This window comes from Flavobacterium akiainvivens, from assembly GCF_001278115.1.
GTDB lineage: Bacteria > Bacteroidota > Bacteroidia > Flavobacteriales > Flavobacteriaceae > Flavobacterium > Flavobacterium akiainvivens.
The window spans coordinates 790,924-813,764 of the sequence record NZ_LIYD01000005.1; the positions used below are offsets into that span (position 1 = coordinate 790,924).

The 22,841-nt window shown below is 43.6% G+C and carries 20 protein-coding genes; 8 read left to right on the forward strand and 12 right to left on the reverse strand.

The annotated features are described in order from the left end of the window. Positions 1-123: 123 nt before the first annotated feature. Positions 124-402 carry a hypothetical protein gene (locus tag AM279_RS03540; protein WP_054406282.1) on the forward strand — a complete coding sequence of 93 codons (279 nt, stop codon included), beginning with the start codon at positions 124-126 and terminating at the stop codon, positions 400-402. A gap of 166 nt (positions 403-568) precedes the next feature. Here AM279_RS03540 and AM279_RS03545 read toward each other — a convergent pair whose 3' ends face one another. The 3 genes from AM279_RS03545 to AM279_RS03555 form a co-directional block, all read right to left on the reverse strand. Continuing rightward, complete coding sequence (locus tag AM279_RS03545; protein WP_054406283.1) at positions 569-1,501, reverse strand: transglutaminase domain-containing protein; 933 nt, start codon at positions 1,499-1,501, stop codon at positions 569-571. Positions 1,502-1,522: 21 nt separating this feature from the next. Further along, a complete protein-coding gene (locus tag AM279_RS03550; protein WP_054406284.1) occupies positions 1,523-2,368 on the reverse strand; it encodes a substrate-binding domain-containing protein in 846 nt (281 codons plus the stop codon). Positions 2,369-2,526: 158 nt separating this feature from the next. Next, a complete protein-coding gene (locus AM279_RS03555; RefSeq protein WP_054410095.1) occupies positions 2,527-4,029 on the reverse strand; it encodes a succinate CoA transferase in 1,503 nt (500 codons plus the stop codon). A 135-nt stretch (positions 4,030-4,164) separates the two neighbouring features. Here AM279_RS03555 and AM279_RS03560 point away from each other — a divergent pair, with 135 nt between their 5' ends. After that, on the forward strand, positions 4,165-4,968 hold the full coding sequence (locus tag AM279_RS03560; RefSeq protein ID WP_054406285.1) for a helix-turn-helix domain-containing protein: 804 nt from the start codon (positions 4,165-4,167) through the stop codon (positions 4,966-4,968). An 82-nt stretch (positions 4,969-5,050) separates the two neighbouring features. Here the strand turns inward: AM279_RS03560 and AM279_RS03565 are convergent, their stop codons facing one another. From AM279_RS03565 to AM279_RS03575, 3 genes are all read right to left on the reverse strand, one after another. Further along, positions 5,051-5,920 (reverse strand): nucleoside phosphorylase, encoded by an 870-nt coding sequence (locus tag AM279_RS03565; RefSeq protein WP_054406286.1) that lies wholly within the window; start codon positions 5,918-5,920, stop codon positions 5,051-5,053. A 2-nt stretch (positions 5,921-5,922) separates the two neighbouring features. After that, on the reverse strand, positions 5,923-6,276 hold the full coding sequence (locus AM279_RS03570) for a translation initiation factor (RefSeq protein ID WP_054406287.1): 354 nt from the start codon (positions 6,274-6,276) through the stop codon (positions 5,923-5,925). 131 nt (positions 6,277-6,407) lie between these two features. Beyond that, a complete protein-coding gene (locus AM279_RS03575; protein ID WP_054406288.1) occupies positions 6,408-7,358 on the reverse strand; it encodes an isopenicillin N synthase family dioxygenase in 951 nt (316 codons plus the stop codon). 237 nt (positions 7,359-7,595) lie between these two features. Here AM279_RS03575 and AM279_RS03580 point away from each other — a divergent pair, with 237 nt between their 5' ends. Further along, complete coding sequence (locus tag AM279_RS03580; RefSeq protein ID WP_054406289.1) at positions 7,596-9,290, forward strand: alkaline phosphatase D family protein; 1,695 nt, start codon at positions 7,596-7,598, stop codon at positions 9,288-9,290. 71 nt (positions 9,291-9,361) lie between these two features. Here AM279_RS03580 and AM279_RS03585 read toward each other — a convergent pair whose 3' ends face one another. Both AM279_RS03585 and AM279_RS03590 read right to left on the reverse strand, forming a co-directional pair. Further along, positions 9,362-10,612, reverse strand: coding sequence for a tetratricopeptide repeat protein (locus AM279_RS03585; RefSeq protein WP_074961528.1), 1,251 nt, complete (start codon positions 10,610-10,612; stop codon positions 9,362-9,364). Further along, entirely contained in the window at positions 10,612-11,925 is a 1,314-nt protein-coding gene (locus AM279_RS03590; protein WP_054406291.1) for an ATP-binding protein, read from the reverse strand. The genes AM279_RS03585 and AM279_RS03590 overlap by 1 nt, the downstream gene beginning before the upstream one ends. 182 nt (positions 11,926-12,107) lie before the next feature. On the opposite strand from AM279_RS03590, the gene AM279_RS03595 reads away from it, so the two are divergent. Then, positions 12,108-12,986, forward strand: a complete 879-nt coding sequence (locus AM279_RS03595; RefSeq protein ID WP_054410097.1) for a phosphatase PAP2 family protein — start codon at positions 12,108-12,110, stop codon at positions 12,984-12,986. 279 nt (positions 12,987-13,265) lie between these two features. On the opposite strand, the gene AM279_RS03600 is transcribed toward AM279_RS03595, so the two are convergent. Continuing rightward, positions 13,266-13,850: a PhnA domain-containing protein gene (locus AM279_RS03600; protein ID WP_054406292.1), complete on the reverse strand. Its 585-nt coding sequence runs from the start codon at positions 13,848-13,850 to the stop codon at positions 13,266-13,268. A 114-nt stretch (positions 13,851-13,964) separates the two neighbouring features. Between AM279_RS03600 and AM279_RS03605 the strand changes: the two genes are divergently transcribed. Next, a complete protein-coding gene (locus AM279_RS03605) occupies positions 13,965-14,648 on the forward strand; it encodes a hypothetical protein (RefSeq protein ID WP_054406293.1) in 684 nt (227 codons plus the stop codon). Between the two features lie 215 nt (positions 14,649-14,863). On the opposite strand, the gene AM279_RS03610 is transcribed toward AM279_RS03605, so the two are convergent. Beyond that, the gene (locus tag AM279_RS03610; protein WP_054406294.1) at positions 14,864-15,199 is read right to left on the reverse strand and encodes a nuclear transport factor 2 family protein; all 336 of its coding nucleotides are present in this window, start codon (positions 15,197-15,199) and stop codon (positions 14,864-14,866) included. Positions 15,200-15,267: 68 nt separating this feature from the next. Then, a complete protein-coding gene (locus AM279_RS03615; RefSeq protein WP_054406295.1) occupies positions 15,268-16,716 on the reverse strand; it encodes a hypothetical protein in 1,449 nt (482 codons plus the stop codon). Between the two features lie 156 nt (positions 16,717-16,872). Between AM279_RS03615 and AM279_RS03620 the strand changes: the two genes are divergently transcribed. From AM279_RS03620 to AM279_RS03630, 3 genes are all read left to right on the forward strand, one after another. Beyond that, positions 16,873-18,849 (forward strand): alpha-ketoacid dehydrogenase subunit alpha/beta, encoded by a 1,977-nt coding sequence (locus AM279_RS03620; RefSeq protein ID WP_054406296.1) that lies wholly within the window; start codon positions 16,873-16,875, stop codon positions 18,847-18,849. Positions 18,850-19,117: 268 nt separating this feature from the next. After that, positions 19,118-19,951 (forward strand): 4,5-DOPA-extradiol-dioxygenase, encoded by an 834-nt coding sequence (ygiD, locus tag AM279_RS03625; RefSeq protein ID WP_143090374.1) that lies wholly within the window; start codon positions 19,118-19,120, stop codon positions 19,949-19,951. A gap of 169 nt (positions 19,952-20,120) precedes the next feature. Further along, positions 20,121-20,360: a hypothetical protein gene (locus AM279_RS03630; RefSeq protein WP_054406297.1), complete on the forward strand. Its 240-nt coding sequence runs from the start codon at positions 20,121-20,123 to the stop codon at positions 20,358-20,360. Positions 20,361-20,364: 4 nt separating this feature from the next. Here the strand turns inward: AM279_RS03630 and AM279_RS03635 are convergent, their stop codons facing one another. Then, positions 20,365-22,665, reverse strand: a complete 2,301-nt coding sequence (locus AM279_RS03635; RefSeq protein WP_054406298.1) for an acyl-CoA dehydrogenase family protein — start codon at positions 22,663-22,665, stop codon at positions 20,365-20,367. Positions 22,666-22,841 lie beyond the last annotated feature (176 nt).

Here is a 22,841-nt window from a genome sequence, read left to right on the forward strand (position 1 = left end):
TTTTTATTTTTTAATCTAACCCAAACCTGGTGCGTATTTTTACCTGCTGTTGCAATTCAGGTAAAATTGCGCATAGCTGTTTTATAGGGTTGCCTGATATTTGGCGTATCCAACAATTACTATATGACACTTTTTGCACCCTCTGTTTTAAGGCATTCCTGCAAATGGAATACGCCTGAGGCCGAAATCCGTGAGATAGGCGGGTTTCCTGACACTGTACTACTTAATGTAAACGAAGGCTTTGAGCTGCTGTATTTTATAACCCGCTATATGGACACCCGCGGATGGCAGTCTACCATTACCTTCCAGAATATTGAGTCTGCCTTAAAAACACGCCTGCCGTTTAATGCACGCACGCACAAGGCAGCAAAAGAGTGGCTTGATGCAAATTTTAAACGTTAGAAACCAATTTCCAATTCTTATAAATTACCTTCATCCCTGAAAGAGCGCAGTTACTGCGCTTTTTCTTTTTTATTTAGCTGATGAAATGTAAAGCAGTTTTTCGGCAATCCCAGGCAGGCAATTGCAACCTGAATCTTTCAATCATTAAATTTTTAAATCTTTTAATTTAATTAAGCGTTAATGCCCCAAGTATTTCTTCGCTCATAAACGGGCCGCCGGGGTAGCGTGCGGTATAGTCAAGGTTAAGCCATATCTGGCCGTGCTCGTCTACATGGTAGTTTATGGTTTGGTTTTTACTTTCATTTACAAACAGCTTTTGTTTAATAAGGTAGTTGGCACGCTCCAGATCTACACGGGTACCAATAAGCATTTCCGGGTACAGGTGCCCGCCGGTGTGTATAAGCCGTGGTGTGCCGCCTATGGCACGTATGCAGGCTGCCATAAGTATCGCATGGTCATCGCAATCGCCCGAAAAGTGCTGTAACGATTCGCTGGCGTGGGCTATGTATTCGCGGCCGGCAGGGTCGTTAACGTAATTCCACTCATTGCGTATTTCTTTAAAAACCGAAAAGCACTGTATCATACGGCGCTCTTTGTCCTGGCTTTTAAATTCCTTAAAATATTTTGTGGCGGCACCTACTGCAAAATTGCGCACCTTGGGGTTGTTATAATCTATAGCATCAAGAATTTCGCCCTTGTTAGGAAAGGGCAGTAGTTTAGAGAGTATAACATCCTGCGGGTGGGGGTCTTCGCTCATGGTGTATATCATAGCCTGGTAATTGTCGAACACCGTGCTAAAGCCATAATTACCAAATAATGAGCCGTAAGCAAGTACTAACAAGTACAGGCCAATAAACAAAATCAGCACCGTACGCACGCGGTGCAGTATAAGCTGCAATACCGTTACCATAACCGCAAATATCAATATCCTGTCGAGGTGAAAAGGCCACTCAGGGTCTATGATATTTTGGTGTATAATCAGGAAAAGCGGTATGGAAATAAGTATGTTGAGTGCAAAAATGATAATAGAGTCCCAGGGCTTCTTTATACGAAGCCTTTCCCTTACGTTCTTTATTTTAGTAAGTGTGGGGTTTGTCATTTTACTACTGCGGGCCTGCGGCTATCCCACAACGTTTTCAAACGGTACTTTAGTGTTTATAATATTTAAATCGGCCAGCTGCTCCTGTATGGCATCAAGCGTGCCTTCGCCCAGGTTTTGCTGCGACCACTGCGTTAGCGTAAGCCACTCTGCAATATCTTCCTTTTTCTGGTTGTAGCGTTGTGCCAGTATGCCGGTAATGCCTTCAATTTCCTTAAAGCCTGCTGTCATTTGGTTAATGATATCCAAAACCGTACCGATTGCCGCGCTGTTAGCCTCTAAAACGTCGTTGCGCACAGCAATCACAAAACTGGGCCACGGGGTAGGGCAGTCGCCCACACGGCGAAAAATGCCTTTATCTACAATGGGCTTGGTCATAAAACGTTCCCACATAAAGTAGTCTGCTACTCCGTTAGTAAGCGCTTCTACAGCACCATCAAGGGTATTGATAACTTCAAAACGCAGGTTGGCAGTATCCCAGCCTTCGTTTTGTGCATTAACAAAGGCCATAAGGTGCGAACCCGACCCATAACGGCTTATGGCGGTTATTTTATTCTCAAGGTCGGCCACGGTTTCAAACGACGATTTTGCCGCTACGTGTATGCCCCATATTAAAGGCGACTGCACATATACCTGTACTATTTTAGAAGGGTTTCCGGCTGTTATGTCTTTAATAATACCTTCGGTAAGTATAACGGCAATATCAGTTTCGCCGTCGCGCAGCATCTGGCACAGGCGGCCGGTACCTTCGGGAACATCTGTCCACTCAAGGTTAATGCCTTTAGCTTCAAAAAGGCCTTTTTCTTTGCATAAATGCCATGGGAGGTTAAAGTGTTCCGGCACGCCGGCTATTGTAAGTTTTTTCATCTTTAGCTAATATAGGCTAAAGGTAGTAAGAGAAAAAACAATTTTCAAATTCGAAATTCCAAATAAATCACAAAAGAAGAAATTCCGGACAAAAAAAGTCCCCGAGACTTTTGCCGTATCGGGGAATAAAAAAACAAACGCGAAAACATTGACAAATATCACGCCGGGCAAAACGGCTTCATTGAGCCTCGTTCGGCCAGCCCTGCATGCCATGCAAAGGCCTCTCCTAATATATGGGGGGTGTGGCCGCCAAGCTGGCAGGCACGCTCAAAATAGTCCTGTAAAGCTTCTTTATAGTCCGGATGCACGCAGTTTTCAATAACTACTTTGGCACGTTCGCGGGGGGCAAGGCCTCTAAGGTCTGCAAGCCCCTGATCTGTAACCAGTATATCTACATCGTGTTCGGTATGGTCTGTATGTGGCACCATGGGCACCACGTGGCTTATAGCCCCGCCTTTGCTTATAGATGGGGTAACAAACACGCTCAGGTAAGCATTGCGTGCAAAATCGCCCGAGCCACCTATGCCGTTCATCATTTTTGTGCCTGAGAGGTGGGTAGAGTTTACATTGCCGTAAATATCAAACTCAATGGCAGTATTTATGGCGATAACCCCCAAACGGCGGATAACCTCAGGGCTGTTGCTTATGTTTTGCGGACGCAGTACAATTTTGTCCTGGTACTTATCAAAGTTTTTAATAAGGTTATCGTGGCACTCCTGCGATACGGTAATAGACGATGCCGAAGCAAAATCCATTATACCGGCGTCAATCAGGTGAAAAGTACTGTCCTGCAATACCTCGCTATACATAGTAAGGTTTTTAAACGGACTGTTTAAAAAGCCCATCATAACGGCGTTGGCTATTTTGCCAATACCGGCCTGCAAGGGCATTAAAGAGGGCGATAACCGGCCAGACTGTACTTCTGATTTAAAAAAAGCCATAAGATGCTCTGCAATTCCTATGGTGTTATCGTCGGGTTCGGCTACCTGCGCAGGGCTGTCGGGCAGTTCGGTAAACACAATACCCACTACTTTATCGGGGTCAACTTTAATGTAGCCTTTGCCTATACGGCTATTGGGGGTGGTAATGTTTATAACATCTCTTTCAGGATAGTTCTTGGGGATAAAAACATCATGTATTCCTTTGAATGATAAGGGTAAAGACGTATTTATCTCAATTATTACTTTTTCTGAAAGTTGTGCAAACGCGGCAGAATTGCCTATGGAAGTAGTGGGTATTATGTTCCCGTTCTGGTCAATTTCAAGCGCCTCTATAACGGCATAATCCATTTTGGGCAGGTGTTTGTTGGTAAGCAGCTCAGCCGTTTCGCTAAGGTGCTGGTCTATAAACATAACATCGCCGTTGTTTATTTTTTGGCGCAGCACGTTATCTACCTGAAACGGCATGCGCCTGTAGAGTGCATTGGCTTCGGCTAAATCGCTATCGGTAGTATGCCCAAGCGATGCACCGGTTATTAGTGTAATGCCTATATCTTCAACAACGGCACGTTTTGCAAATGCAGGCAATACGGCTTTGCTATCTCCGGCTTTGGTAAACCCGCTGCTGCCCACCACGGCGCCATCAGTAAACAGGGCAGCGGCTTCATTAGCGGTTATAATGCGGTTTTTATAGGGTTCGTATTGTATACGGTTACTATCCATTATCTTAATTTTTACAGTAATAACTTGCCTATATAAGTGCAGTGTTATTAATTTGTTAATAGATTTAGCAATTTTACGAAAACGTTTAATTGGCGGATTATCTATTTTTGACAAATAATTATCCAATTAAGACACATGGCCGCAGCACCCAATAAGTACTACATTACAGAAGTTGATACACAGCCCGATAGCATTTATTGCCACCACGACCTGATGGGCGAATTGCTCATACCGCCGCACAGCCATAAGAAAGCACAGTTTTTGTATACCGAAGGAGGTATAGTGCACGTAAAAACACCGGGGCACAGCTATTTTTTACCCGCACGGCATTATATGTGGATTCCGCCGGGGGTAGAGCATAGCATTCACCCCAGTAATGAAGGGGTTATTATGCGCAACCTGTACTTCCCGGAATTAAAGAACGACGATGTTTTTTATGCCAATGAGGGTATTTACCCGGCAACTGACCTGGTTTTTAACCTGTTGCTGCACACCAAAGACTGGAATGGTAACCTGCAAAAGGGCAGCAACCCTTATATTATAGCCCATGCCTTTAAGATATTGCTTGCCGAAACCGCAGGTAAAAGCCTGGAGCTGGCACTGCCCATGGCGCATGATAAAAGGCTTATAAAAATTGTGGGCTATCTGCAGGCTAACCTGCACAAAACGCTGCTGTTTAATGATGTGGCAGCTAAATTTGGCTTTAGTACACGCACGCTACACAGGCTGTTTATAAAAGACCTTAATATGAGTTTTATAAAGTATTTTACCATTTGCCGTATGCTGCGTGCTATAGAGCTATTGCTGCAAAAGGAAATGCCCATAGGCGAAATTGCCGCAGCAGTGGGCTACAGCAGCGTGCCTACATTTAGCAATACGTTTTATAAAATATTAGGTATGCGCCCAACGGAATATTCGGCAGGGAAGGATATTTTGTAGTATTCAGTTTTCAGGTAGCAGATGGCAGATAGCAGATAGCAGGAGGAATGTTACATACTGAAAACTGCCATCTGCTATCTGATTACTTCACAAGCCTTTCGAGCGTGTAGTCAATCAATTTTTCAACGGCGACATAGGGGTCGGCGCTAAAGGTGCCTGTTGGCCTGTTGGCTATAATGGCATTAAGCGAAAGCGCTTTGTGGCCCAAGAGGGTACTAAGGCCATATATGGCTGCGGTTTCCATTTCAAGGTTGGTAATGCGGTAGCCGTTAAAGTTGAAGTTGTCAAGCTTATCGTTCAGTTCCGCGTCCTGTATTTCAAGCCTTAAAATACGCCCCTGCGGCCCATAAAAACCTCCGGCAGTAGCGGTTATGCCTTTGTGGATATAATCGCTGTCTAAACGGTTTTGCAGCGTGGTACTGCATTTAACAGCATACGGTCGCCCACGGCGAATGTCCCATGCGGTGTGGTTTATAAAGGCGTCTTCAAGGGGCGACTCAGATATTTTTTCTACAAAATAAGAGCGCATCATGTTGTCCATCCCCAAGCCGTATTGCGATAGTACAAAGCTGTCTACGGGAATATCTTCCTGTAGCGACCCCGAAGTACCAATACGCACAATATTAAGCTGTGTGAGCTGTTTTTTAGGCTGGCGGGTTTCAAGGTCAATATTTACAAGAGCATCGAGCTCGTTGAGCACAATATCTATATTATCAGGCCCTATACCGGTTGAAATTACAGTTAAGCGCTTGCCTTTAAAAGTACCGGTCTGGGTTTTAAATTCACGTTTTTGGGTAGAAAAATCAATACTGTCGAAACGTGCGGTAATTTTAGCAACCCTGTCCTGGTCGCCCACAAAAATAATATCGCCTGCAATATGTTCCGGCTTCAGGTTAAGGTGGTATACGCTGCCGTCCGGGTTTAGTATAAGTTCGCTTTGCTTGATTTCCATAGTTATCCGCCCACGCGTTTTACTTTATAGCCTTCTTTGGCTAAATAATCCATTATTTTATCGCGGAAATTACCCTGAATGATAATTTCGCCGTCTTTAGCCGAACCGCCTACACCACAAAGGGTCTTGAGTTTTTTGGCCAGGTCTTTCAGGTCGTCTTCGGTGCCTTCAAAACCTTTAATTACAGTCGCCACTTTTCCGCCCCGGTTTTTCTTATCGAGGAGGGCTTCCAGTTTTTGCTGGTTAGGGGCTGGGGTTTCCTGCTGTTCTTCGTTATCGTTAAACTCAAAGTCTTTGTTGGTGGAAAATACAAATCCGCCAAGGGAGCTAAGGTCGTTTATTTTTTTTGCTGCCATTATTTAGATCATTAGAATTTTCGATTGTTAGACTTTTAGACCACAGCTAATAAGATTCTTCGATTCCGCTGCGCTCAGAAGACAAACCGCAGCCTCGAATAATCTAAAATTCTAACAATCGAATAATCCTTTTACTTTTTGATTAAACCCAGTTCTACAAGCCTTTCATACAAAAACTCGCCTGCTGTAATATCATCATACAGCTTAGGGTGGTTTTCATCTATACAGTTATCCAGGGCGTTAAGCTTCATTTCGCTAACCGGGTGCATAAAAAACGGTATAGAGTAGCGCGATGTACCCCACAGTTCCCTTGGTGGGTTTACTACCTGGTGTATGGTGCTTTTAAGCCTGTTGTTTGTATGGCGGCTTAGCATATCGCCCACGTTTATAACCAGTTCATCGGGCTCTGCAATGGCGTCTATCCATTCGCCGTTGTGGTTTTGTACCTGCAGGCCTTTGCCCTGGGCACCCATTAGCAGGGTAATCAGGTTAATATCGCCGTGTGCAGCGGCACGCACTGCATTATCCGGTTCGCTGGTAATAGGGGGGTAGTGTATGGGGCGCAGTATGCTGTTGCCTTCTGCCACATAGTTATCAAAATAAAACTCATCCAAACCTAAGTAAAGCGCCAGTGCACGCAGCACATACACACCGGTTTTTTCCAGCATCTGGTAGGCTTCTTTACCTACAGCATTAAATTTAGGAAGCTCTTTTACGTCTACATTTTCGGGGTATTCGGCTTCATACTTAGAGCCTTCGGGCAGGTATTGGCCAAAATGCCAAAACTCTTTCAAGTCGCCCTCTTTGCGGCCTTTGGCGTGTTCTTTTCCGAAAGAAACATAGCCGCGCTGCCCGCCAATGCCGGGAATTTCATACTGTTCTTTAACATCCAGAGGCAGGTTAAAAAAGTTGCGCACTTCTGCATACAGGCCTTCTACAAGGCTGTCATCCAGAAAATGCCCTTTAAGTGCCACAAAACCTATGTCTTCATAGGCCTTACCGATTTCATTTACAAATTTTTGCTTGCGTTCCGGGTTACCCGAAAGGAAATCACGCAGATCCACACTGGGGATGTTTTGCATAATAATCGTTTATTGTTAATAACTAACACAGGCATAAAGCCTTGTAAATACAAAGCTAATGATATTTTTTGATGCAATGTAACCAAGTTGTTAACATAGGTATCACACCCTAATCAAAATTATAGGCACGCATAATAAAACGTTAACCCACAGCCGTAACCGCATAATAAAACCGTAAAGTTTAACTAACCCTGCCTTAGATAAATAGTGCCATTTTTGAAAAAACTAACTTCAATTATGGAACAAAACAACCAAAGCAGGAGGAGCTTCCTGAAAAAATCATTATGGGCAACCGGTGCCATTATTATAGCGCCAAACTTTATAAGCTGCAGCGATGATGATAACACCGCACTGGGGGTAAACCCATCGGGTTTTAGCAACCAACACTTTAACGAAGGGGTAGCCAGTTTTGACCCCACAAGCTCATCGGTAACCATCTGGACACGCTACAACCGCTATAATGCAGAAGTAATATGGGAAGTTTCTACAAGCCAAAGCTTTGATAGTATAGTAAGGACAGGCACTATAGTAACTAACCCTGAAAGGGATTACACCACTGCCATTGAACTTACCGGCCTAGATGCTGCGCAAACACTGTACTACCGCTTTATGTGTGCGGTTGATAAAACCGTATCGGTAACCGGCGAGACTATTACGCTGCCGCAGGACCCATCATCTATAAAACTGGCAGTATGCTCGTGCTCTAACTTCCAGGCAGGATATTTTAACGTGTATGAAGCCATGGCAGAATCTGATGCTGATGTTATTGTGCACCTGGGCGACTACCTGTATGAATATGGTGCTGGCGAATATGGTACATCGCCTGAAAACGAAGGGCTAAACAGGCAGCACAAACCGGAGCATGAAATGGTTTCGCTTGACGATTACAGGATGCGCTACCGCCAGTACAGGGGCGATGCACAATTGCAGCTTGCCCACCAGAAAAAACCTTTTATATGCGTGTGGGATGACCACGAAATTGCCAACGATGCCTACATAGATGGCGCTGAAAACCACACTGAAGCCACCGAAGGCAGCTGGGAAGTACGCAAGCAAAACGCACTTAAGGCGTACAGCGAATTTATTCCGTTTTCAAGGGCAGATGAAAACAACAACTCGCTTATATACCGTAGTATAAAAATAGGCAGCCTTGTAAACCTTATAATGCTCGATACCCGCGTTATAGCCCGTAGTGAGCAACTGGTTATAACCAATTACTTTACCCAGACCGGCTTTGATGCCGCGGCGTTCCAGGCCGATTTGCTAAGCACACAGCGCACGCTTTTGGGTAACACTCAGCTTAGCTGGCTTGTAAACGAAATAGGCAGCAGCAATGCCACATGGCAGGTACTGGGCCAGCAGATTTTAATGGGTAAAATGATGGTACCGGCAGAACTGCTGCTTGCTTTTGGGCAGCCGGGCTTTACTGCCATACTTACCGAGCTTGTTACCATTAAAATGAGGATGCTGAATAACGACCCAACGCTTACCCCACAGGAAATTGCCCGTATACAAACCGTGTTGCCATACAACCTTGATGCGTGGGACGGTTACCCGGTAGACCGCGAAATGCTGTATGCACAGCTTAACGGCAAAAAACTGGTTACCCTTGCGGGCGATACCCACAATGCATGGCACAACGTGCTTAAAGCGCAGGACGGTACCGAGGTAGGTGTAGAGTTTGCCACATCGAGCGTGTCGTCTCCGGGGTTTGAAACCTATCTGGGCGATGTGGATGCGGCTACCATAGCGGCTTTCCAGCAGAGTATGGTACTGCTTGTAGACGGCCTTTCTTATTTTGATGCTTCAAGAAGGGGCTATATTATGGCTACGTTTACACAAACCAATGTAACATCTGAATGGGTGTTTGTAGACACTATCCTGTCACGGACATTTACTGCGCAAACCGGCCACTCTGTGGTATATTCATAATACCGTTTTGTTTAAAACAAATACCCCGCTCCTGAAAAGGGCGGGGTATTTTATTTTATAACAAATTAAGCTTAACGGTTTGTTTTACTGATAATAAAATAGTTTGCCGCCAGCTGAAAGGCAAAAAACGCGAGGCTAAACAGAGCGGTGAGGCCGTTAAACAATTCGCCGCCGGCAAATGTTATGGCTATGGCGCCTATGCCCAGTGCCGCAAGTATAATGTTGTACAGTAAAAACAGGTGCTTAAACTTAGCAGGCATAAAAATATGGCTAACGGGCAGCATCATTAAAAAGCCAAATGCCCCAAGGATAAGGTATTTATCGAGCCCGGTAATGGCAAAAAGGACAATCCCCACTACAAATACTGCAAAGCATGCGGCTATAAACTTAGAGGTAAGTTTTTCGCGCTTGTCTAAAAGATATTTGCCATAAGGGTGAAAACTCAGGAACAGGTTACCCACGGGCTCTATTATCCAGGTTGAAAAGGCAAGCATGGTAAGCAACACAACAACAGGCAGCAGGTAAGGCTGCAGGGTAGGGCTGTTTTCGGCTAAGCCACGCAGCATTTTGGTAATAAAAAAGAAGCCTATTATAACACCCCACTGGTATTTAGAGGTAAGGTTCTGCATAAAGAACGAGTACTTTAAAAACAGCCTGTATATGGGGTTTCCTGCCTTTATGGCCTCGCTCATACCTGTTTGTGCATACTGGTAATTGGGGTTATTGAGCAGGGCTTCCTTAAAATGCTTGCGGGCCGTTTTATAATCGCCGTTTTCAAGTAACGACCACCCGTAGTTGGCATGGGTATAGTAATTGTTAGGGTCTTCGCGCAGTGCACCCTCTATGGTAGCAAACGATTCCTCGGGCCTTTTAAGCTTTATGAGCGTGTTGCTGCGGGTGTTAAGCGCAAAAAGGTTTTCCGGGTCAAGCTCAAGCGCCTTATCGGCCGATTGAAGCGCTTCATCATATTGCTTACGCGAAAGCTGTATGGCAGCCAGTAGTGCAAAACAATCAGCATCAGACGGGTCGAGCGAAATGGCCTGTTTTACATAGCGCTCCGCACCCTGAAAATCATCTTCAGAAAGGCATACGCGCGATTTTAAGTAAAACAGGTAAGAATTATCAGGTTCGGAGGCAATGGCCCTGTCTACCGCTGTTTTAGCCACGTCAACCTTATCCAGTTGCAGGCTTACTTCTGCCAGTAACGAAAGGAGGTAAATATCTGAAGCATCAAGGCTAAGCATATCCTTAATAAGTACTTCGGCGTCATTATACCTGCCCTGGCCCATAAGCAAATGAACCCTTGAAAGTTGTTCTGACATTATTTCTTGATTTTCAGGTAGGTTAGTATATCGTCATACAGGCCGGTATCATTTGCAAAGAGCGCAAAGTTTTTAGCCGTGGCAAACCATTCCTGTGTGCTGGGTTTGTGCTTTTTAACTGCTTCAAGCAAATCTTTGGTAGATAGTGGCTTTGGTATACCGTCTACAAAAGCGGCCTCAAGCTTGGCTTCTATGGCAATATCAATAATGGCATCAATATCAGCGCCGCTGTAGTGCTCCGTTTTTTTAGCCACCTGCCTGTAATCAATATCTTCGGCGGGCTTGCTTTGCAGTTTAAGGCGCAGTATGGCCTCACGCGTTTCCTGGTCGGGTGGCGGAATAAAGATAATACGGTCAAAACGCCCCGGCCTGCGGAAAGCGGGGTCTAAATTCCACGGGGTGTTGGTAGCGCCCAGCACTAAAACTCCTTCGTTATTGCCTTCAATACCGTCAAGCTCCTGCAAAAACTGATTGATAAGGTGCCTGCCCGATGATTGTTTCATATCGCTGCGGCTGGCGCCCAGGGCATCTATCTCATCTATAAACAGTACACACGGGTTGTTGTGGCGTGCCAGCTCAAAAATTTCGTGCAGGTTTTTTTCGCTGCTGCCTATCCACATATCTAAGATATCGTTAAGCCCTACGCTCAAAAATTTAGAGTTAACCTGGCCGGCTGTGGCTTTGGCTATAAAGGTCTTACCACATCCGGGAGGGCCATACAGTAATATGCCGCCACCCGCTTTTTTGCCATACGCCTTGTAGAGGTCGGCGTGCTGTAGGGGTTTTATAATTTTAAGGTCAATTTCTTTTTTAACGTGCTCCATGCCGCCCACATCGCTAAAGGTAACCGATGGTTTTTCCAGAAAACGCGAATCTACTTCATCATCACCATCACCATCCTGCTCTGTATATCCTACGCGAGAACGAAGCTGGCTGTCAAGTTCTTCGTTAGCATAGCCGGGGTTAAGCTGCAATACCTTTTGGTATACCTCAATAGCTTTGCCCATGGCGTTTTCTTTTATAAGGGCGCGGGTGTAAAGTACAAGCGTATCAACATCGTGCCTGCCGCTTTCTATAAGCTCTTCAAGTATAACGTTGCACGCCGAATAGCTGCCCTTAGCATAATATATTCTGGCAAGGCCCAGTGTGGCGCGGGTGTCATTTGAAGCCTGGAGAATAATGCGGTATTCGTGTTCGGCTTCGTCAAAACGGTTGAGGGTTAGTAAATTATCGGCTAATAAAAACCGGAGCGGAATGTTTTCGGGAGAATATTTTAGCGCTTCCTTAAGGCTTTCAATATTACTGTTGTCCATAACGGGCGTAAGTATTTGTGATTATTGGTTTATAAAGCACCAAATTAGCCAATAATTGTTGATTGTACACGTGGCAGTGCCGTTTTTTTATAACGGCAGCGGGTAGCATAAAAGAATACTGTTGTTTTAAAATTTACAGTATTTTAGCAGGAATTTACCCAAGCTTTCTAAAGCCTGATTTTATGAAGAAGTTTTTTACCCTTTTACTGCTGTTTATACTTTCGCAAAATGCTTTTTGCCAGACCGATAGCCTTACCGTAACCTATGCCGACACGCTGCCGCCCAAAACCATATGGCAGAATTTTAAATATGATGCCGGTAGTGTGGGAGGGGGCTTTTTGCATGCGCTGAGCCAGCCTGTGCGCTGGAAACGCGATGACCTGTATAAATTTGCAGGTACCGTGGCGGCTATAGGCATTTTGTATACAGTAGACGAAGAAACCAGCCGTTGGTTCCGTAAGCAGGAGGAAGGAGCGCCCAGCCTTTTAAAAGACTTTGGGTGGTATTTTGGCAGCCCGCAAAACAACTATGGCATTACCGGCAGTGTGTACCTGGTGGGGCTTTTTACCAACCACGAAAAGCTGCGCCGCACGGGTGTGCTCATGATAACATCAGCCAGTGTATCGGGGTTTATACAGCAGGCAACCAAATCATTAACAGGAAGAGCCAGGCCTGAGACGGGTTATGGGCACGACCATTTCCGTCCGTTTGGGGGCGATGCCGGTTACCGTTCGTTTCCATCTGGCCATACGGTGCTGGCGGTTACAACCATGTATTCGTTAAGCAAGCAGTTTGAAAGCCCGTGGCTAAAAGGCGCGTGCTGGGCTGTGGGAGCAATACCGCCGGTTACAAGGCTTTGGAAAGGCGCACACTGGCTTACAGATGTGGTGCTGAGCGGTATTATTAGCGTGGCGGTGGTAGAAAGCGTTGATACCTATCTGGACCGCCAGCGCGATTATGGGGCTAAAAAAGATTTCCCCGGAGACCAAAGCCCACTTAAAAAAATAAGCTGGAGCCTGCGCGCCGGGGTAAGTACTGTGGGTATTGTTGGGGTGTTTTAATTATCAGTATTGCAGTTAACCTTTTCATTATGATAAGGTTAAAGTTAATATCGCGACTCGTAAAACACTTAAAATCAATGATTTGAAAATATGGTTTTGTTTTTGGATACAGATATTCAAAAATTAAAAAACCATGATACTTTTAGATCCTTCCGAACGACAAAGAAGATGTAAATTAAGAAAGCTTACAGCAGCTAAAAAGGACTACAAACTAATGTGGCTTTTGGTAACTGCTGTAAGCTTTGTTTTTGTATTTGGTGCTATAATGAAAGTGGTAAGCTAAGCCTGCTTTTTAACGTACTTAGTTAATATTACAATCAGTTGGCCGTCTATTTTGCCTTCAATTTGCTCGTGGTTGTCGTGCACCAGGCGTATGTTGCGCACTGCGGTGCCCACTTTGGCGTTAAGCGACGAACCTTTTACATCTAAATCTTTTATCAGCGTAACGGTATCGCCCTGTTGCAGTATGTTGCCGTTGCTGTCTTTATGGAAATTTACACCGGCATCGGCAGTATGGTCGCCGGTGGCTTTTGCGTATTCTAAAAGCTCATCGTCAAGGTACATCATGTCGAGGTTATCGGCTGCCCAGCCTTCATCGCGAAAACGGTTCAGCATGCGCCATGACACCACCTGAACGGCGGGTACTTCGCTCCACATGCTGGTGGGCAGTATGTTTTGCCAAAAGGCGCTATCGGGCTCTTCTTTCTTTTCAATCTGCGCCAGGCATTTGGCATCTATGTATATAAAACCGTCGGCGCCCAGATTGCGGGCAGGCGGCACTTCATAAACGGTAAGGTTGCCGGTTGCACCACTAAGTTCGCACTGGTTGTTGCTGCGCTCCTGCAGCTGTTGTTCTATGGTCATTGTGAAAGGTGTGTTTAGAGGGTGCAAAGATAGGGTTTTTCAGGTAGCAGATGGCAGGTAGCAGTGGGGCAGCTATAAAAAACTATTGCTATATTGCGGCAAAATTTTCCTTTTATGTCCCGCCATACTTTTGACAACCTGAGTACCACACAGTTTATTATTTTAGTAGCCGTTTTAGTAGGTATTATTGCATTAGCATCAACTTTTAGCAGTAAGGCTATTGTGCGCCGCAGGCTTAAAAAAGGCACTTTACGCAGGCTGGCTGACTTTAAAAGCGGTGAGACCGGCAAGGTAGTGGGTATAGTGGAGTTTGTTGACGAACCCCTTGAAGCACCACTATCCGGCCGTGAGTGCGCCTGGTATAATGTGCACATACTGGAAAGAGGCAACAAAAGTGCGCACACCATAGTACAGGAACAAAGAAAGGTTCGTTTTGTGCTGCGTGATGGCGATAAAGTGGCTTATATTGACAGCGATTATATTGAGAGCTATGTTGTAGAAGACCAGGAATACAACTCCGGTACGTTTAACGATGCCACCGAAAGGCTCGAAAACTACCTGAGGCAACACGGTCAAAAAAGCGAGGGTTTCCTTGGGATGAACAAAGGTATACGCTACGTAGAAGGTGTGCTTGAAAAAGGCGAAAGTGTAGCCATACTGGGCGAAGGGCATTGGCGTGATGCTGAATCGGTTGGGTTGCCAAAAGAGTATGGTATGGTGCTTGCTATTACCCCGGCTGATGGTAAACCTGTATACTTAAGCGATGATACCGAGACTGTTGCCATGCATGGAGAATAGTGTTTAGATAACAGTTGGCAGTGAACCCACCCCGGCTTCGCCACCCCTCTGAGGGAGGGGAATGCTCACTCTGCTGTATTCTCCTGTGAGACAGATTCAATCTGTCTCTACTGTGCTTCGACAAGCTCAGCATGAATGTAAAAGAGATTCTTCCACTTCGCTGCGCTGCGGTCGGAATGACAAACTGCAACTGTTACCTGCTATCTGCCAACTAATTACTCCAACTCCATAGCCTGTATAAGGCCATCCCTTAAAGTATAAATGTGCTTTACGTTGCCGTTGAACAGCTCGGTACCGTCAAGGGATTTTACTATTTGGTGTACGGTTACTTCAAGGCGGCCGTTAGGTAATTCGGTTATGGCAACGGGGGTTACGTGCGGGTTTATTTCGCCCCACTGGCGGGTCCAGTATTCACGGATGGCATCGTGGCCGGTAACAAAATCGCCTTCAAAGGCTTTGGGCCAGCGCACATCAGGGCGCATGGTGGTTAGGGCGGTATCTATATCGCGGCTGTTAAAGGCGGCGTAAGCGGTGGTGATGAGGGGGTGCATGGGGTTTAGTTTTATGATTATATAACAAATAACGCGGAATTACCCCGCGTTATTTGTTAATGATATGCTTAAATAAATTTTATAGCTTCCCTATATGTAACATGACTTGCGATTGAATTAAGAGAATTTTTTGGATAAGAAATAATCAAATCTAAGATTCTGTTAATATATACATCTTTAGTTTTTGCTTTGAAAAAATTTGCCATTTTTCTAAGTCTGACATCAGCTTTGCTTGCTCTAAAATCTGAAGTAAATTCTGGATCCTTAAATAGATGAACAAAGTCTTTTATTTCAGTAATAGTAAAACCTTCTATAAATTCTTTATAATAAGGTAATGCCACTTCATCAACACCTTCTTTATAACCTAAACCATTTCCGACATAGCAAATAGTGATAACTTTCACAAAAAGTTTCCTTACAGCATCGGGGATTCCATTGGCTGGTATAGAGTCTTTAATTGACTTGGCATGCGCTCGCTCATTGTAAAAATTGTTCCATTCAAAATGTATAGTTTTTAGATTTTGTAATTTTTCTAATAATTCTGCAGCAAGGCTATCCTCATCCTTATATTTTAAACCATCAACTTTCTCTAAAAAACTTTGTATGGCATCTTTTCTATCAACATCTCCATTTTTTCGATAAAGACCAAATTTTGCACCAATTCTAAGTTTAGTATCTTCGAGTAAGATGTCCCATATTTTTGGAGCTAATCTATCAATATTCTTTTTTACTAAAGATTCGGTTTTAGGATCTATATAAATTCCAACTAATGAAAGAACAAAGTCATCAATTCTTTCTTGAGGTTGTTTCCTTAAATCATCTCCAATTATTTCAAAATCCTCTTTAGGAATTTCTTTAGTTCTTAAATTGTCGAATAATTGTTGAATTTGTATAACAGAATGATCAGGTTTTGCTACTATTGCATACTTTAAACAAGCTTCCAATAGGCTTAACATTTCTATACCAGAAACATAATTTTCATTTGGATGAGCAGCACTTGCATGATTTCTTAGATAATTAACATGCTCAAGTCTTTTGTGATTAATATCATTAATCAAACCTATCCTTCGAGATATTTCTAATAAATCATGATCTCCAATAGCACTTAAGTCATCCTCATTTACCAAATTTTTATATTTAGTATTTAATGTCTTCGCTACACCTAAGAAATATTGTAAGTCAAAATTTACAGCTAATCTTCTTAATGACTTTACAGTTTCATCCCAAAGAAAATTTAATGCCCCATCAAAAAGCCCCACAGAAATTGCTACAGTAAATTTAGATAAATATGTAGATTTGGCTCTTTCATCAATGGGTAAAATTTCTATTGTACTTTCTAAGGCGTAAATTACTTTGCGACGTTCTTCAATCGGAGATAATATATCTTCCGTAGGTAGCCCTACATGCTGTAATAAATTAGCCAATGGCTCGTTGAAAGCGGCGATAGAGGTTTCAATTTTTTGAGGAGAACTTTGTACTGGAATTAAAATAATTTGGTTTTCTTCTTGTCCTGACATGATGATAAAAATTTTGTAACTAAATTACAAAATCCCTTTCCTACAAAAAATAGGGTTTTCCCTATATTTTACCCTACAAAATAAATTTTCCTAACAACGTTTTCGTGAAATGTTATTTTACTACATTTGAATTATAAAGATTATTCAAAAATCACGATGAATTTCGACAGAAAACAACTGACAAACGAACAATTACTTGATTTATATAAGAAATTATTAAAACCCCGCCTTATTGAGGAGAAAATGCTCATCCTCATCCGACAGGGTAAGGTGAGTAAGTGGTTTAGCGGCATAGGGCAGGAGGCCATTTCGGTGGGGGTTACTGCCGTGCTGCAGCCTGACGAATACATACTGCCCATGCACCGCAACCTTGGGGTGTTTACGGGTAGGGATATTCCGCTGTACCGTCTGTTCAGCCAGTGGCAGGGCAAGGCCAACGGGTTTACCAAGGGGCGCGACCGCTCGTTTCACTTTGGCACACAGGAATTTAAAATCATAGGCATGATATCGCATTTGGGCCCGCAATTAGGCGTGGCCGACGGTATTGCATTGGCCCACAAGCTGCGCGGCGAAGGTAAGGTTACCGCCGTATTTACCGGTGAGGGCGCTACCAGCGAGGGCGATTTCCACGAGGCGCTTAACGTGGCTGCCGTGTGGGATTTGCCCGTACTGTTTATTGTAGAAAACAACGGCTACGGCCTGAGCACCCCAACCAACGAGCAGTACCGCTGCACCCACATTGCCGATAAGGGCGTGGGCTATGGTATGGAGGCGCATATTATAGACGGTAACAATATCCTTGAAGTATATACCAAGCTGGACGAAATTGTAGATTCGCTTCGCGAGAACCCGCGACCGGTGCTACTGGAGTTTAAAACGTTCAGGATGCGCGGGCACGAGGAGGCGAGTGGCACCAAGTACGTTCCGCAGGAGCTGATGGATGCCTGGGCCGTAAAAGACCCGGTGGAAAACTATCGCAAGTACCTGAAGGCCGAAGGGGTTCTGACGGATGAAACTGACAATATATTCCGTGCAGAGTTAAAGGCCGAAATAGACGAACACTACCAGCGTGCCTCGGCTGAGCCTGCTATTGAAGCTAACGAAACTGACGAGTTAAACGATGTATATAAGCCGTATGACTTTCAAGAAGTCGTTCCGACTTCAGAGACAGAGAACATACGTATGATTGATGCCCTACAGCAGGGACTGGCACAAAGCATGGAGCGCCACAAGAACCTGGTGCTTATGGGCCAGGACATTGCCGAATATGGCGGCGCTTTTAAGATTACCGATGGCTTTGTGGCGCGTTTTGGCAAGGAACGGGTGCGCAACACCCCAATATGTGAGTCGGCCATTGTGTCGGCCGCTATGGGGCTTAGTATTAACGGCGGCAAGGCGGTGGTTGAAATGCAGTTTGCCGACTTTGTGTCGACTGGCTTTAACCCGATTGTGAATTACCTTGCCAAGGTGCACTATCGCTGGCAGGAAAACGCCGACGTGGTGGTGCGTATGCCCTGCGGCGCGGGGGTACAGGCGGGGCCGTTCCACAGCCAGACCAATGAGGCGTGGTTTACCAAAACGCCCGGCCTGAAAGTGGTGTACCCGGCTTTCCCTTATGATGCCAAAGGCCTGCTGGCCACGGCTATAAACGACCCTAACCCGGTGATGTTCTTTGAACATAAGGCGCTGTACCGCAGTGCCTACCAGGAGGTTCCGAAAGGGTATTACACCCTGCCGTTTGGTAAGGCGGCGTTGCTTAGGGAAGGGGAGCAGGTAACGGTGATTTCGTTTGGCGCCGGGGTGCACTGGGCCATTGAAACGCTGGATGCCAACCCGCACATAAAGGCCGACCTGATTGACCTGCGTACACTACAACCGCTTGACACCGAAGCTATTTTTACTTCGGTTAAGAAAACAGGCAAGGTTATTATTTTACAGGAAGACACGCTGTTTGGCGGCATTGCAAGCGATATTAGCGCCATGATTATGGAGCAGTGTTTTGAGTGGCTCGACGGCCCTGTGAAGCGCGTAGGCAGCCTTGAGAGCGCTATTCCGTTTACCAAGGCTCTGGAAGACCAGTACCTGGGCAAAGGGAGGTTTGAGAAGGTTTTACGTGAACTTGTCGCATATTAATTATGGAACGCGGATGACGCGGATGACACGGATTGAACGGATAAACACGGATTTTTTATAAACTAAAAGAGCCACTCTTAGATATGATAAAAGAGTGGCTCTTTTTTTATCCGGGAACTCTTTTTAGGGTTTAGTCGAAAAATGTAAAAATCGAACCATTGAATAATCCAATTTCAAACTCCAAAAGTGAAAAATTAAGCACTTTTTTGCCAAAAAAGGCGTATATTTGTACTTACATAATTTGTATATACATATTTAATTTTTGATTATGTCGCTGCATCAATTTAACAACTGGAAAGACGGGCTAAAAGAGGAAGATGAGAGGCTGCCGGTGCTCTTTATAGGGCATGGTTCGCCTATGAATGGGATAGAAGATAACGAGTTTAGCCAGACGTGGAAGGCTATGGGTCAACAGATTACGAAGCCTAAAGCAGTATTGGTGGTGTCGGCGCACTGGCTTACCAGGGGTACGCATATTACCGCTATGGAAGCCCCCAGGACGATACATGACTTTGGCGGGTTCCCACAGGCGCTATTTGATGTGCAATACCCTGCGCCGGGTAACCCGGAGCTTGCTAAGGAGGCTAAGAGCCTGATTACAAGCACTAATGTAGGCCTTGATGACCACGAATGGGGCCTTGACCACGGTACCTGGACGGTGGTTAGGCATATGTATCCTGATGCGGATATACCTGTGCTTCAGCTTAGTATAGATTATGGCCGTGAGCCGCAATACCACTATGACCTGGCCAAACAGCTGGCAGCCCTGCGCAAAAAAGGGGTGCTGATTATAGGCAGCGGTAACATGGTACACAACCTGCGAATGGTTGACTGGCAGCGACTTAGCGAACCTAACTACGGTTATGACTGGGCTGTTGAGATGAATTCAATCTTTAAGGAGAAAATTGGCAATCACAATCATAATGACCTGATTAACTACCAGAAACTGCACAAAGCGGCTACACTGGCCATACCTACTCCTGACCATTACTACCCGTTATTATATACGTTAGGGCTTCAGGATGAGGAAGATAGCATTAGTTTCTTTAACGATAAACTGGTAGGAGGGTCGCTAAATATGACCGGAGTAAAAATTGGATAAAATGATTCTAAATTGAGTTAAAATGCTTATTTTTAAGCGTTAACTGATTTTTTAACTAATATTTAACTAAAACAGGCGATATATATACGCTTTTGCATAATGAAGTTGTAAATATTACTTTTAATTTTACAGGCTTATAATAAATGCCCCTTTTTTACGTCCTCATAATATGACTGTTAATAATTCTCAACATTCCGGTGCGGAAAACGATATCGTTATTGATGTAAACAATAACGAAGATGTTACACGTTTTGTTGATCATTTCTTTGAAGATCATGGACTTAGCAGTAAGTCTTCAAGAATAAGAATAGAAAAACTGCTTAAATTTATACCACATAATATTACCAGCCAAAAAGACATAACCACCTGGATAAGAAAAAATTGGGATAAGAAGTTTTATGGTATGTAACGTATTATGCCTCTTCAATTTTTGAAGAAGCTATTTTACCCAAACAGCTTTCCGGTATATCAAAAGCTTGTACTAAAGGCACCGCATCCTGACGTATTTCCCAGCATAACTGACTGATTAACTTTCTTATAGCTTTAGTTTTTATACCATCCATATAGCCCTGCTCAAGATACCACGCTTTATTTTCATCTATTTTATTAAGCGCAAAAAGGTTGTACAGCCTGGTAAGTACCTCTTTAAGGGCAACATCTTTTTCAGCATCTATTTTGAGCTTAAATTGCTCAAGCACAACCCTGTCAAGGTATGAATATGTAATTTGGAGCATATGCGGATGCATTATGTTTGCAGCATCAAAAGCATCAAGGCCACTGTCTATCAAACGTTTAAATCGTTTTGCGGCAGATGCAACTACTTCTTTTTCACGATATTGAAATGCATGTAAATGAAATTCAGCATCTTTTAAGTGCGACTCATCTGTATTACGTATTGCAAAAGGATTTTTCTCCGTAATACTGGTTTTGGCCTGTTCTACAACGTAGCTAAAAATGGTAGAAACACTCATTTCCCCAAACTGCTTCCTAAATTCTGAAAGGCGGTTTTTAGCCGTAAGTTGCATTAATACAGTATTATCGCCCTCAAAAGTGGTATAAATTTCTGTATCATTTTTAAGGTCATCAATACGGTTTTCACTTAAATATCCCTTACCACCACAAGCTTCACGGCACTCCTGAAGGGTATCCCGGGTATTCCATGTAGCATAAGCCTTCAGGCCGGCAGCAAGGGCCTCAATTTCCTGCATTTCTTCTTCTTTACGATTTATAAAACGGTTGGTAAGATACTGTAAACCAAATGTAAGCGCATAAGAATTGGCCAAATAAGGCATAAGCCTTTGCTGATGCATCCGGTAATTAAGAACAGGTACTTCAGCTCCGTTTTCAGGGCCAAACTGCCTGCGTTTATCACCATATTTTATAGCTGTTGCCAAACCAACCTTTGCGGCTGACAGGGCAGAGCGGGGGATGCCTATACGCCCGCCAACCAATGTGCCTAACATGGTAAAAAACCTCCTGTTATCACTGGGGATTCGGCTTTCAAATTCGCCATTTGTATTTACGGAGGCAAATTTATCAAGCATGTTGTCGTACGGAATTTCTACATTATCGAAGTAAATAATACCATTATCTACGCCATTTAAGCCCATTTTATGGCCGCAATCTTCAATTGCTATACCAGGCAGGGTTTGCTTTGCTTTATTCCTTATAGGTACAATAAATGCGTTAACTCCATAGTCTTTATCATCAATTATGAGCTTTGCAAAAACGGTAGCCATTTCGCCATGGTTAGCTGCATTGCCTATATATTCTTTCCTGTCGTATTTTTCAGGAGTATGTATGGTAAAACTCCGATTGATATGATTGTAGGTGGCTGTTGTTTTGATTCCCTTTACATTACTGCCATGATGTGTTTCTGTCATAGCAAAACATCCCGGAATATTAAGTAACCCTATATCATTCAGGTATTTACTGTAGTGTTTTTCTGTACCAAGAGATAATACGCTCATTCCCCAAAGTCCAAACTGAACGCCAAATTTAATTACCAGACTAAGATCATGATAACTAAGGGTTTCCATTATGGTAAAATACCCATTAATATCGCCTTTACCGCCATATTCTTTTGGATATGCATAAGAACCAAGGCCGTTTTCAGAAAGGATTTTACACCATTGTAATACTTTCTCTCTGAATTCAGCAGTATCTGTTGGTATATTTAGCTCAAAATCAGCACTTTTTATGATGAGTTTTACTTTATTGATTAAGTCATCCTGCCCATTGTTTAGCAATGAAGTCATTAGCCCAACATTAAAGCTTTGATTTGTATTATGGGTATTTGTTATAGAGTTTTGGTTGTTTAAAAACCTTTGTGTGGCTTCAGGACCAGAAATACCCAGGCTTATTTCAAGCTTTACTATATCAGGCGCTATCTTTTGAATATCATCACCTGTAAATATAACCCTATCATTATTAGCCATTAGAATACCCAACTCAGTAAGTGTATTAGCGCTATTACTCGCAACAGAATTTATCTTATTGAGCCAATTATTTAATTCTGAGCGTGTTGGTGGATCTGAAAATTTTATTTTAGATGCAATAAAAACTTTTTCATCTTCGGTAAGCCATTTTGCACCTTTAATATAATTTGAAATTGCAGTAAATTCCTTTTCAGTCAGTATATTATCTTCCCAAATATTATAAATTATAGGTAGAAGTATTAATAGCTTATTGTTATTGTCAAAGTTGATTTCCATTGCTTTAAGATTATATCATAAAAATAAGGAAAATATGTACAAACGCTCATTAAAAGACTGTTAAACGATGAGAAAATTATAGTATAATTGATGGATCAACATTCAGAAAAATTACATAAGACTGAATTTTAGGGCTGATGATTCGTTCCTGATTTTTTATTTCTAAATTGAACTAT

Bases quoted from the DNA above. Each gene is read 5' to 3' on its own strand.
- AM279_RS03635 (WP_054406298.1), bottom strand. From the start codon at position 22,665: ATGGAAATCAACTTTGACAATAACAATAAGCTATTAATACTTCTACCT.
- AM279_RS03585 (WP_074961528.1), bottom strand. From the start codon at position 10,612: ATGTCAGAACAACTTTCAAGGGTTCATTTGCTTATGGGCCAGGGCAGG.
- ygiD (WP_143090374.1), top strand. From the start codon at position 19,118: ATGTCGCTGCATCAATTTAACAACTGGAAAGACGGGCTAAAAGAGGAA.
- AM279_RS03600 (WP_054406292.1), bottom strand. From the start codon at position 13,850: ATGACCATAGAACAACAGCTGCAGGAGCGCAGCAACAACCAGTGCGAA.
- AM279_RS03580 (WP_054406289.1), top strand. From the start codon at position 7,596: ATGGAACAAAACAACCAAAGCAGGAGGAGCTTCCTGAAAAAATCATTA.
- AM279_RS03550 (WP_054406284.1), bottom strand. From the start codon at position 2,368: ATGAAAAAACTTACAATAGCCGGCGTGCCGGAACACTTTAACCTCCCA.
- AM279_RS03545 (WP_054406283.1), bottom strand. From the start codon at position 1,501: ATGACAAACCCCACACTTACTAAAATAAAGAACGTAAGGGAAAGGCTT.
- AM279_RS03570 (WP_054406287.1), bottom strand. From the start codon at position 6,276: ATGGCAGCAAAAAAAATAAACGACCTTAGCTCCCTTGGCGGATTTGTA.
- AM279_RS03630 (WP_054406297.1), top strand. From the start codon at position 20,121: ATGACTGTTAATAATTCTCAACATTCCGGTGCGGAAAACGATATCGTT.
- AM279_RS03540 (WP_054406282.1), top strand. From the start codon at position 124: ATGACACTTTTTGCACCCTCTGTTTTAAGGCATTCCTGCAAATGGAAT.
- AM279_RS03595 (WP_054410097.1), top strand. From the start codon at position 12,108: ATGAAGAAGTTTTTTACCCTTTTACTGCTGTTTATACTTTCGCAAAAT.
- AM279_RS03555 (WP_054410095.1), bottom strand. From the start codon at position 4,029: ATGGATAGTAACCGTATACAATACGAACCCTATAAAAACCGCATTATA.
- AM279_RS03620 (WP_054406296.1), top strand. From the start codon at position 16,873: ATGAATTTCGACAGAAAACAACTGACAAACGAACAATTACTTGATTTA.
- AM279_RS03590 (WP_054406291.1), bottom strand. From the start codon at position 11,925: ATGGACAACAGTAATATTGAAAGCCTTAAGGAAGCGCTAAAATATTCT.
- AM279_RS03565 (WP_054406286.1), bottom strand. From the start codon at position 5,920: ATGGAAATCAAGCAAAGCGAACTTATACTAAACCCGGACGGCAGCGTA.
- AM279_RS03575 (WP_054406288.1), bottom strand. From the start codon at position 7,358: ATGCAAAACATCCCCAGTGTGGATCTGCGTGATTTCCTTTCGGGTAAC.
- AM279_RS03610 (WP_054406294.1), bottom strand. From the start codon at position 15,199: ATGCACCCCCTCATCACCACCGCTTACGCCGCCTTTAACAGCCGCGAT.
- AM279_RS03615 (WP_054406295.1), bottom strand. From the start codon at position 16,716: ATGTCAGGACAAGAAGAAAACCAAATTATTTTAATTCCAGTACAAAGT.
- AM279_RS03605 (WP_054406293.1), top strand. From the start codon at position 13,965: ATGTCCCGCCATACTTTTGACAACCTGAGTACCACACAGTTTATTATT.
- AM279_RS03560 (WP_054406285.1), top strand. From the start codon at position 4,165: ATGGCCGCAGCACCCAATAAGTACTACATTACAGAAGTTGATACACAG.